Consider the following 11,574-nt stretch of genomic DNA (forward strand, 5'->3'; position numbering starts at 1 on the left):
GGGGGGGGAGCATATAAAGCATTAAAGCAAAAAGTAGAGAATATTAGAGATTGTTAATGAATCCAGCACTGTTTAAAGACCCTCGGCTGTAGGTGGGTACATCCTGGAGGGAAATCGTCGTATAGTTAGTTAGGTAGTTCACTCCGAAGCACCTGGGTGCAAACCACCCATCGATCGAATCGAGAAGCATTCACCATCGAAACAACGATGTCCGAAGACAACGACCCAAACAAACGCGATCGCGACGAGGAAAAAAACGCCAACCAGCCCCCATCGGAATCAAACCAATCCCCCAACCAACCGAAAGACCCCATCTCCGAAAGCGAAGCCGAAGAACTCGCAGACCAAATTGCTCGGTTGTTGGGCAATGTATTTGGTTTGACCTTAACGGTATTAACGTATATTCTTTACGGAGCCGTTTTGAAAATCTATTGGGATTGGTTTGTCGCCTCTAGCTGGCTGTTGGCACCAGCTTTGCCCATTCCCAACGCGATCGCGACCGTGGCGATCGCCCTAACCCTACTTTCCTGGCAAACCCAACCCGAAGCTGAGGTAGAAGCCAAAGTAGAGCGTATTGGCAAGCGTTTGGGGCGTGCCATCGGCAAATCCCTTTTCTTGCTCCTGTTTGGCTGGATCTTGCACTGGTTTGTCGGCGGCTAGCCACCCATCTGGCATCTCCAACAGCTTGCGTGCCATCTTAAATACAGGATAAATAATCCCTATAGGGACGGATCGTTGGTCCAATTTATCCTATCGTAAGGGAAAGAAGTTTGTAGAAAAGGAGATTGCCTTGGTTGCGACGAGTTTAACAACCAACCGTTCGGAAGAACTTTTTGCCACCGCGCAAAAGCTCATGCCAGGGGGCGTTAACTCCCCCGTACGTGCGTTTAAATCCGTAGGCGGACAACCCATCGTTTTCGATCGCGTTCAAGGTTCGCGTGCTTGGGACGTAGACGGCAACGAATATATCGACTACGTCGGTACCTGGGGACCGGCCATTTGCGGTCACGCCCACCCAGAAGTCCTCAGCGCCCTCCACGACGCCATTGACAAAGGCACCAGCTTTGGTGCCCCTTGCGTTCAGGAAAACATTCTGGCAGAAATGGTCATTGACGCCGTACCCAGCATTGAAATGGTGCGGTTTGTCAACTCCGGCACCGAAGCTTGCATGGGGGCCTTGCGCCTGATGCGGGCTTATACCCAGCGCGACAAGGTCATCAAATTCCAGGGCTGTTTCCACGGTCACGGGGACATGTTCTTGGTACAAGCCGGTTCTGGCGTTGCTACCCTGGGCTTGCCCGATTCCCCAGGCGTTCCCAAAGCAGCCACCAGCAACACCCTCACCGCTCCCTACAACGACCTGGAAGCAGTAAAAGCTCTGTTTGATGAAAATCCCGGCGAAATTGCCGGCGTTATCCTAGAGCCTGTAGTGGGCAACTCCGGTTTTGTGCCTCCCGATGCCGGTTTTCTCGAAGGATTGCGGGAAATTACCCAAGAAAACGGTTCCCTGTTGGTCTTTGACGAAGTCATGACCGGTTTTCGGATCTCCTACGGCGGCGCTCAAGGAAAATTTGGCGTCACCCCAGACCTGACCACCCTGGGCAAAATCATTGGTGGCGGTCTGCCTGTAGGTGCCTACGGCGGTCGTGCCGATATTATGTCTATGGTGGCCCCTGCTGGTCCCATGTATCAATCCGGTACCCTATCCGGAAATCCCCTCGCCATGACCGCAGGCATCAAAACCTTGGAAGTGCTGCAAAAATCTGGCACCTACGAACATTTGGACCGCGTCACCAAAAAACTGGTTTCCGGACTGTCGCAAATTGCGAAAGAAAACGGGCATCAATTCTACGCCGACTACATCAGCGGCATGTTTGGTTTCTTCTTTACGAAAGGACCGGTGCGCAATTTTGAAGATGCCAAGAAATCCGATTTGAACAAATTTGCCCGCTTCCACCGCGGCATGTTGGAACGGGGCATCTATCTGCCCCCTGCTCAGTTTGAGGGCTGCTTTACCTCAATTGCCCATACAGACAGCGAAATCGATACCACCCTTGAGGTAGCTCGCGAAGTCATGGCAAACATCTAAGACGGATTCTCCGTTTTTGCTCCTGTTGGCAGGGGCAGCGTTCCCTCTCTCCCCTTGCATGGTTTCCTTGGCAAAGGGGGGGAGGGCAGCGATCGCAATTATTTTTTTGGCGCTCGATGAAAGCTATGCAAGGAATTCACTACCTACACACCGCCATTTTGGTATCCGATTTGGAGGCAGCCGAGCATTTTTACGGTACCATTTTGGGATTGCCTAAGGTCGATCGTCCTACCAACATTAAATTTCCCGGTACTTGGTACCAAATCGGCGACCAGCAGCTCCATTTGATTGTTTCCCCCGGCTATCAAGCCCCGTTGCCCAACGAAGAAAAATGGGGACGCCATCCCCACGTTGCCTTCGGGGTGGCCGACCTAGAAGCAACCAAAATCCGCCTGCAAAATTACAATTGCCCCATACAAACCAGTGCCAGCGGTAGGGCAGCCCTATTTACTCGCGATCCCGATGGTAATGTGGTAGAACTGGCGCAGGCATAGCCGTACCAGTTGGTAGTTTAAATCGAGCGGGAACGCTTATCAGTCTCGGAAGTTCCTTTACCAACACGGCCAATATTGCGCACATCCATCACCCTGCCTAGCAAACCAAACCAAAACGTAGACCCCATAGACAGGGCAATGCCGCTAATAATCCAACCGACAACGCGCTTCACATAGGGAACCGACCAACTATTTTCCTGTTGCTGTCGCAAGTTGGTTTCCGTCCAACCTAAGGGAACCGATACTTCCTGCAAGCTATCTTCCAACGTTTCTCGTAACTTTGGTCCTTGACCATCGGTGGCTGCTTGCTGAACCAGAGCCGATTCGGCACTTTGCGTAATCGCTGTCCGCAAAACCGAATCTTTAGACAGCCGGTGGACAATATTAAACGTATCGGCATTGGTCATCATCGCCACCACGATGCCAATCAAAACTGCCACCCCTTTGGCATTGCGTTTGTAAACGCCGCTAGCTCTTTCCATGGAAGAATCAAACCAATTTTCCACTTGTTGGGAAAGTTGTTCCATATCTTCTTCCAGGCTATCCCCTGTGGTTTGAATGCGTTTGGCTAGAGAAGCCATACTTTCTTTAACAGAAGTAGGAACCATATCAATGAGCTGGCGAATTTCTTGATAGGTGGCGTTGTCTTTATCTTGCAGGGCTTGCTCGAATTCTTCGTAAAGCTCTTTATTTTTTTGGATAATGCCGATAATTTCTTCCAAGCTGGGTTTGAGCTTTTTAATAAAAACTTTTTTCTCTTCATCTACAAAGTAGTTGCGCTGAAAACTGCGGATTTTTTGCAAAAATCGCTGCTTCGATCGATTATCTTCAGAAGGTAGATCGAGGGTTTCGCAATTGGCAATAAAGTCATCAATTTTAGCTTTAATGCGATCGAAACAAACTGGCAGAGAAGAACGTTTTTCTTGGAAATCTTTTTGTACTTCCTCAACCCCATTTTTTAACTCTCGAAGTTCCTCAATAATAGGTTTGCGACCTGATTCGCCAAACCCACTTTTGTGGACGATGGCTAAAACTTCCCTAAGCTTGTCTTGTTTGAAACGCTCGAAGCGCGAAATGGTAATTAAATGGGCGAGCTCTGGTAATTTTAGAGTTTCGATTAAGCTATTGGCAAAATTGGGCGCTGGTATGTAAGAAGGTCCGCTATCGGTGGATTTAAAAATTTTTTTGCCACTGGTCACCTGATTTACCAAGGAAACAACCGGCGCAGCCAGCTTGCGAAAGAAACTAGCTGCTCCACCAATCGCCTCGTGGTTTAATGTATTAATCAATGGATGGGTATATAGCTTTTCTGTAAGGTCCTCGACCTCTTTTAATTTGGCATTTTTTTTACTACCAGAGATTAAAATTTCAATAGAATTTTTTAAATGTTCGGCGCGCCATTGCAGTAAAGTGCCTATCAGTTCTTGAATTTCTGAAGTTAGCAAACTTAAGGTAAGGTAAATGAAAATTAACCCCAGGGCGATATCGAGAACAAAAGAAATGCTCATACCCAACTCAGAAGAGAACGTATACCTGTAAATATCCAGCAATATACAAGATTTGCCCCGATTTGTAAAAAAGTCTTCAATAACCTTAACGGATACCAACCGCTACTGATTTGATTGGGGGAACAACGATGCGTTGCTATGGGAATTTCCCAAAAGAAGGAAAATATTGGTTTTTGCTCCTTTGGTTGGCTGCAATTGTAGTTTTTGGCAGCGACCTGGGAGGCGTGCCCCTGCGTGACTGGGATGAAGGCATTGTTGCTCAGGTGGCGCGGGAAATGTACCAATCCGCCAGTTGGGAAGGTTGGCTCTATCCCACCATCGACGGTGCCCCCTATCTAAACAAACCGCCGTTGTTTCATTGGTTGGTGGCGCTTACCTATACAGTGGTGGGGGTTGGTGAGGCGAGTACTCGGTTTCCTGGAGCTATGCTGGCAGCTTTTACCGTTCCCATGGTGTATGCGGTGGGCAAGGAAATTTTTGCTCGACCTACGCCAGCGATTTTGGGGGCTTGGGTCTATTTAACCCTATTACCGGTGGTGCGTCACGGGCGTTTGGCGATGTTGGATGGGGCGGTGGCTTGTTTTTGGTTGCTGCTGTTGTGGTGTTTGTTGCGATCGCGTCGCGATGGGCGCTATGCCCTGGGGGTGGGTCTATCGTTGGGGGCAATTGCTTTTACCAAAGGAATTGTAGCGATTTTGCTAGCTGCGATCGCGGGAGGATTTCTCCTGTGGGATACGCCGCGGTTGCTGGGATCGCGCTATCTTTGGTTGGGATTGTTGCTGGGAACGACACCGGTTTTGGTTTGGTATTTGGCCCAGTGGCAGCACTACGGCAGCCAATTCTCCCAAACCCTCGCAACCCAGTTTTGGGAACGCCTGTGGAAACCAGTAGAAAACCATGCCGGTCCCCCCTGGTATTATGCAGAGGAATTGTTGAAATATACGTTTCCCTGGTTGCTCTTTTTTCCCGATGGCATCTTCATTAGCTGGAAAAATCGCCTCCTCAGCTGGGGAAAATTGATTTTGGTTTGGACTGGGGGGTATTTTTTGGCGGTTTCGGCGATGGGAACCAAGCTGCCTTGGTATCTTTATCCCTTTTTTGGCGGTTTGGCTTTGGCTGTGGGGGTGGTTTTGGCGCGGATTTGGGCATCTTGGACTCTAGCCAAGGCAATGGTTGCCCCGCCGGATAGCCCGCAGGAACCCCCCTGGCGCAGTCGTCGTTCCGTTTGGATGGGATTTTTGCTGCTGTTGGCGGTGGCAGGATGGGGAGGTAGCGTCTATTTTGCTTTTTTTGCCCCGCCAGCAACTACCGATCCGTTGCTACCGGTGGTTACGGGGGCGCTGGCATTGACCCTAACCGGTACCTTTTGGCTGTTGTGGCGGGAAAATCGCCAATTTATTTTAATTTTGGGTTGGGGGATGTATGTTTCGCTGGTTTTGTTCGTGCATACCGATACGTGGCTGTGGGAGTTGAATGAGGCGTATCCGGTCAAACCGGTGGCGGCTATGCTGCAAAACCATACGCCAGCGGATGCCACCATTTATACTTCCTATCCCTACCATCGCCCTAGTTTAAATTTTTATAGCGATCGCACGGTGATTCCCAAATCTCCAGCGCAACTCCAGCAACACTGGCAGCAAACCCCCTATCCCTACCTGTTGGTTGCGCCATCGGTACGTCAAGAACTATCGTTGCCCCAAAGCCGGCTTTTGGGGATTTCGGAAGGTTGGCAATTACTCGGAAAATCTTCCCCATAACGGTGAAAACGAATACACCACGTCTGCTACCGATTTCTTGCTACCATCAAAATGTTGCTGTTGATGAGGGATAGTACAAATTATGAAGCGATCGCTGGTTGGATATACAGTAGCAGCTACTTGGTTTTTGGGTATGGGTTGGCTGGCAGGTCAAACGCCCATGCTTGCTGTTGAGAAACATTCTGTAGCCCAGTCGGATGCAGAAACGTTGCCCAGCGTCGAAGATGTAGAAAATTCCCCCGAAACGAGCGAAGGAAACGAAACGGAAGTTCCCAATGAAAGACAGATGCCGGTGAATGAGGAATTGCCGGAGTCCCAAAATTTAGAAAATCCTGCCAATCCTTCGCAAAATGATGCTGAAACCAACTATCGAGATGCCCCCAGTTCTCCCAACTGGATCCAACGCGGTCACCAACAAATGAAACAAGGTCGCTACCAAGCGGCGGTTATGGCGTACGACCGCGTGTTGCAAAATAATCCAGAATCGGCTTCAATTTGGGTCTATCGCGGTACGGCGTTGGAACAGTTGCAGGAATACGAAAAGGCGTTGGATTCCCATCAAGAAGCGATCGCGATCGAGCCTTCCTATTCCGCTGCTTGGTATGGTCGTGGCATTAGCTTGCTATATCTCAGCCGTTACGAATCTGCCTTGACAGCTTTTGAACGCGCTCTCAACGGCGATGGCAATTGGGAAAATCGCTCCCAAGCCGATGCTTTGAACAACAAAGGGGTTGCTTTGTGGCATTTGCAGCGTCATGAAGAAGCCTTGCAAGCGTACCAACAGGCTTTGGAAATGAATCCCGATCATGCCCTCGCCCAAGAGAATTTAACCAAGCTCCAACGACAAATGGAACGGGAGCAGGCTAGCACTTCTGAATAGTTTTGGTTGCTGTCTATTTTTTATAGAAACAGTATGGGAAGGGGAAACCCCTGGTGCTTTAGGGAGGGGATATAGCCAACTTTGGGGCTTTAGCCCCACGTCAGTTAGAATATTGGTGTGGCAAGTAGGCGTATCAACTGCGCTAAGAGGCATCCTAGTACGGGGACATCCCGGCATATTCGTCACTACGGTTTTAAGCCGCAAGCCCATATCACTGCCAACAATGGCAGGATGCTGAGCGTATCGAACTGACTTAGTGTTGAAAGGCGCGAAACCACATAGGCACAGAAGCAGTCCCAATGGCGACAAAAATCGCTTGAGGTGAGTAGGGGCGCTTTGACTCGTCCCACCCGGATTCACTTCTGAGTGCCAGTCCAAAAGAAAAGCGTAGCGATGCGGCTTCAGCATTGCGTAGCATCCTTTGGGAATCCCCTACTCTTTAGAGAGGGGAGCAGTCAAAGGAAAAGGAAGAATTCGCGTCTGCGACGAGCGTGGCGTGTCAAAATATTTCCTAAATACGGACCAAAGCAAGGGGGTCTTTAAACGGATTTCAGGAAACATTTTATGGAACAGGGCAAAAAGCGCATCGGAATTTTAACCAGTGGCGGCGACTGTCCGGGTTTGAATGCTGTCATTCGTTCTGTGGTCAGCCATGCTACCCTCGGCTACGACTGGGAAGTCTTGGGAATTCCCTATGCCACGCAAGGTTTTATCGATCGAAAAGCCATTTCTTTGAACGTTCACGGCATGGACGTTCACGGCATCGATCCCTTGTTGAGTACTGGCGGCACCATTCTCGGTTCTATTAACAAAGGCGATACCTTAGAACGCACTCAAGACATTATCGATGGTTACAAAGAGCTAGAATTGGATGCTTTGGTTGCTGTGGGTGGCGAGGGTAGTTTGGCCATCTTGCACGACCTTGCCGAAAAAGGCAACTGGAATATGGTGTCGGTTCCCAAAACCATCGACAACGACGTTCCCTTTACCGAACGGTCGGTGGGGTTTGATACGGCAGTGAGTACCATCACCGATGCTTTGGACCGGTTGGTGTTTACCGCTGCCAGCCACGACCGGGTCATGGTGGTGGAAGTGATGGGTCGGGAAGTGGGGCATTTAGCCCTGCATGCCGGGATTTCTGGCGGTGCAGATGTGATTTTGATTCCAGAAATCCCCTATTCCATCGATTCTATTTGCCACCAAATTCGGGAATTGCGCGATCGCTGGGGAAGGCGGTTTGCCATTGTGGTGGTGGCAGAAGGGGCCAAAACCGAAAGCGGCGAATCTCGCTCCTACACCGATGCTTTTGGTGAAGTGCGCCTGCGCGGCATTGGCGAACACATCGCCGAACAAATTGCCCTATGCAGCCATGTAGAGTCCCGGGTAACGGTGTTGGGACACGTACAGCGTGGGGGCGTTCCTTCTCCCCTCGATCGCTTGTTGGGAACGGCTTTTGGAAAATCCGCCGTAGACCTCATTGCCCAGGGATTGTACGGTCATATGGTGGCTTGGCAAAACGGCAAGGTCGTCCCCGTTCCCCTGTCTCAAGTTTTTGCCAAGCAGGTTCGTCCTGTAGATATTCAAGGGGATTTGGTCCAAACAGCCCAAGCCATGGGTGCTTATATTGGCGAACTTTCCAAAAGCCAGTAAAAGCCAAGCGATTTGTTTTAGCTACCTTCGCGCAGTTTGTCCAGGACACTGCGGTCTTCTAGGGTAGAGGTATCGCCGGAGACATCTTGACCGGAAGCGAGGTTGCGCAGCAGGCGACGCATAATTTTGCCCGATCGCGTTTTGGGCAGCGCATCGCTAAAGCGGATCGCCCCAGGACGGGCGATCGCGCCAATTTCACCGGCTACGTGCTGTTTTAATTCTTTTTCTAGTTCTTCGCCGGCGCTGTAATCGCCTTCCAAGGTGACAAAGGCCACAATTTCTTCCCCTTTCATTTCGTCGGGGCGACCCACAACAGCTGCTTCTGCCACGGCCGGATGGGAAACCAGTGCGGATTCAACTTCCATGGTGCCCAATCGGTGTCCGGCGATATTGATGACATCATCAACGCGACCCATGACCCAAAAATAGCCATCTTCATCCTTACGGGCACCGTCGCCAGCAAAATAGAGATACTGTCCCTCCCGAGGCGCGATATGTTCCCAATAGGTGCGGCGGAAGCGGTCCGGATCGCCGTAAACGGTGCGCATCATGCCGGGCCAGGGGTATTTCACCACCAGATAGCCCCCTTCGTTGGTAGCCACCTGATTGCCGTCTAAATCGACAACATCCGCCAAAATGCCGGGGAAAGGTAACGTGGCAGAACCGGGTTTGGTGGGGATAGCACCTGGTAGTGGGGTGACCATAAAGCCGCCGGTTTCCGTTTGCCACCAGGTATCGACAATGGGGCAGCGAGAGTTACCAATCACTTTGTAGTACCACATCCAGGCTTCGGGGTTAATGGGTTCGCCCACCGTTCCCAAAATTCGCAGTGAGGACAAATCGCGGGATTTGGGATGGTGCTCGCCCATTTTGATGAATGCCCGAATCGCCGTGGGGGCGGTATAGAAAATGGTGACACCGTATTTTTCTACAATATCCCACATGCATCCCGGTGCCGAGGGGCGGGGAGCGCCTTCGTACATGACGGTGGTAGCCCCGTTGGAAAGGGGACCGTAGACGATATAGCTGTGTCCGGTAATCCAACCGACGTCAGCGGTACACCAGTATACGTCGGTGTCTTGAATGTCGAAAGCCCATTTTAGGGTGACGTGGGTGTACAAGTTGTAACCGCCGGTGGTATGGACGACGCCTTTGGGTTTGCCGGTGGTGCCGGAGGTGTAGAGGATAAACAGCATGTCTTCGCTGTCGGTGGGTTCGGGGGGACAGTGGGCGGAAACGCCAGCTTTCAGGTCGTGCCACCAGTGGTCGCGCCCTGCTTCCATGTGGACATCCTGTTCGGTACGTTGGACCACCAGGACGTTTTCTACACTGGGAACGCTTTGGTTGGCTAGGGCTTTGTCTACTTGGTCTTTGAGGGGAACAATGGCGTCTTTGCGCCAGCCCCCGTCGGCGGTGATGACGAGTTTGGCAGAAGCGTCGTTGAGGCGGTCTTTGAGGGCTTCGGCGCTAAAGCCACCAAAGACCACGGTGTGGGCGGCACCAATGCGGGCGCAAGCCAACATCGCGATCGCGGCTTCGGGAATCATGGGCATGTAAATCCCCACGCGATCGCCTTTTTGGACGCCCAATTGCTTGAGAACGTTGGCGGTTTGGCAAACTTCCCGGTGCAGTTGGGCGTAGGTGTAGGTACGGGAATCTCCCGGTTCTCCTTCCCAAATCAAAGCCGCTTTATTGCGCCGCCAGGTTTTTAAGTGGCGATCGAGGCAGTTGTAGGAAATGTTGAGCTTGCCGCCCACAAACCATTTGGCGAAGGGAGGCTGCCAGTCGAGCACTTGGTTCCATTTTTCAAACCAATCCAGTTCCTTCTCGGCCAGTTCTGCCCAGAAGCTTTCTGGGTCTTGTTGGGCGCGGTTGTAGATTTGCTGGTACTCTTCGGTGCTCTTGATATGAGCTTGTTGGGAGAATTCCTCCGAGGGGTGGAACAGTCGCTGTTCGCTGAGAACTGATTCGATTGTGCTGTCGGACATAGTGTTTCTGTATGTTTGGCTACGGCTTACTATCCTATTGTCGATCGCTGGTGCCTGAAAATGCCCAATTCCTCTTTATGTTTTGTTAAGTAGCGATGGGCAAAACAAATCTCCGCCTTGTAAGGAACGAAGACGGAGAGAAAGATAGTAGCGATCGCATGGTCACCAGATCGTTTTAGAAATCCTGGGTATCTTCTGGCGACTGGCTGCCTTTGATGTTGGGGAAGGAAATGCGCTGGTTGTCAGTTTGATAGATGCAGTCTACATCTGGTCTGTCTTCCAGTTTGCCGGTATAGCCAAAGGTATTCATGCGCCGGCGACATTCGCGCACATCTTCCGATTTCACCAAATCGCGTTTTTCTAACACCGCCCAGTTTTCCTTGCGCAGTACGCATCCAGGTTGCATGGTGGGTTGGGAAACGTACACTGTAAATGGGTTCATGGTTAGGAAGGTGCGCGTTTCCATCACAATGGCACTAGCGCCGTATTGCACGCACATCTCGGCATTAGGAGCGCTGCGATCGATATAAGATCGGGAGGCTACGTTGCCAGAATTTAAGTTGGCAGAAGAGCTTAGGGCAATCCCAATCGCGATTCCCAATAAAAAGATTCCCCCAAAGATACCGAGGGTGGTGAGTTTGAAGCCAGAAGAGTTCGATCTAGAATTCATAGGACGCTAAGTTGGGCAGTGACGGTTGAATAGGGAAAGGGAAACCCTAGAAATTAAGTAGAAAGAACGATAGAGCGTTTCTATAAAAAAAATTTTGGCAAGCTGCGTGCTGGCTATGTTTTGTCTTTTGGTGGGATGTTGGGGTTGCCAGCCGCTTTTTGGCAAAACACGAAAACAGCGGAGAGGGTGGGATTCGAACCCACGATGGCGTTGCCGCCATAGCGGATTTCGAGTCCGCCGCAATCAACCACTCTGCCACCTCTCCAACAGCACTTTCATTGTATCGCGAGCTGTACGCTATGAAAAGAGCCAAGCGTTTTTCGTTCCCAGAACTTTCGATGGGTTAGATCCTTGATTCTCGGCATGGGACCAATGCCAAACTGTTATTTCCCCCCCCAGCACTCGCGGGCGATTTTGGCAAAACCAGGGCGGCAAGTTGCCTCTCACCTAAGGCTTTCAAGTAAAACTTTCGGTAGCTTGGAATCCCCGTCGCTTTAGCGCGGGGAGGAAAAGCGCCTCGTGGGGCTTTAGCCCCATT

At 50.9% G+C, this 11,574-nt stretch carries 9 protein-coding genes and 1 tRNA gene; 6 read left to right on the plus strand and 4 right to left on the minus strand.

Going from position 1 to position 11,574, the window contains the following annotated elements; all coding sequences use genetic code 11:
- The first annotated feature begins 207 nt into the window (after positions 1-207).
- From AS151_RS00305 to AS151_RS00315, 3 genes are all read left to right on the plus strand, one after another.
- Entirely contained in the window at positions 208-660 is a 453-nt protein-coding gene (locus AS151_RS00305) for a hypothetical protein (RefSeq protein ID WP_071515081.1), read from the plus strand.
- Positions 661-790: 130 nt separating this feature from the next.
- Positions 791-2,089 carry a glutamate-1-semialdehyde 2,1-aminomutase gene (hemL, locus tag AS151_RS00310; RefSeq protein WP_071515082.1) on the plus strand — a complete coding sequence of 433 codons (1,299 nt, stop codon included), beginning with the start codon at positions 791-793 and terminating at the stop codon, positions 2,087-2,089.
- Between the two features lie 125 nt (positions 2,090-2,214).
- A complete protein-coding gene (locus tag AS151_RS00315; RefSeq protein ID WP_071515089.1) occupies positions 2,215-2,583 on the plus strand; it encodes a VOC family protein in 369 nt (122 codons plus the stop codon).
- Between the two features lie 17 nt (positions 2,584-2,600).
- Here AS151_RS00315 and AS151_RS00320 read toward each other — a convergent pair whose 3' ends face one another.
- Positions 2,601-4,091, minus strand: coding sequence for a hypothetical protein (locus AS151_RS00320; RefSeq protein WP_071515083.1), 1,491 nt, complete (start codon positions 4,089-4,091; stop codon positions 2,601-2,603).
- 185 nt (positions 4,092-4,276) lie between these two features.
- Between AS151_RS00320 and AS151_RS00325 the strand changes: the two genes are divergently transcribed.
- From AS151_RS00325 to AS151_RS00335, 3 genes are all read left to right on the plus strand, one after another.
- Complete coding sequence (locus AS151_RS00325; protein ID WP_211517471.1) at positions 4,277-5,848, plus strand: glycosyltransferase family 39 protein; 1,572 nt, start codon at positions 4,277-4,279, stop codon at positions 5,846-5,848.
- A gap of 82 nt (positions 5,849-5,930) precedes the next feature.
- Positions 5,931-6,728 (plus strand): tetratricopeptide repeat protein, encoded by a 798-nt coding sequence (locus tag AS151_RS00330; protein WP_071515085.1) that lies wholly within the window; start codon positions 5,931-5,933, stop codon positions 6,726-6,728.
- Between the two features lie 564 nt (positions 6,729-7,292).
- On the plus strand, positions 7,293-8,378 hold the full coding sequence (locus AS151_RS00335) for an ATP-dependent 6-phosphofructokinase (protein ID WP_071515086.1): 1,086 nt from the start codon (positions 7,293-7,295) through the stop codon (positions 8,376-8,378).
- A gap of 17 nt (positions 8,379-8,395) precedes the next feature.
- On the opposite strand, the gene acs is transcribed toward AS151_RS00335, so the two are convergent.
- The 3 genes from acs to AS151_RS00350 form a co-directional block, all read right to left on the minus strand.
- Positions 8,396-10,366, minus strand: coding sequence for an acetate--CoA ligase (gene acs, locus AS151_RS00340; protein ID WP_071515087.1), 1,971 nt, complete (start codon positions 10,364-10,366; stop codon positions 8,396-8,398).
- A gap of 175 nt (positions 10,367-10,541) precedes the next feature.
- The gene (locus AS151_RS00345) at positions 10,542-11,036 is read right to left on the minus strand and encodes a DUF3172 domain-containing protein (RefSeq protein ID WP_071515088.1); all 495 of its coding nucleotides are present in this window, start codon (positions 11,034-11,036) and stop codon (positions 10,542-10,544) included.
- A gap of 178 nt (positions 11,037-11,214) precedes the next feature.
- Positions 11,215-11,301 (minus strand) — tRNA-Ser (locus AS151_RS00350).
- Between the last annotated feature and the right edge of the window lie 273 nt (positions 11,302-11,574).

This window comes from Geitlerinema sp. PCC 9228, assembly GCF_001870905.1.
Taxonomy (GTDB): Bacteria; Cyanobacteriota; Cyanobacteriia; order Cyanobacteriales; family PCC-9228; genus PCC-9228.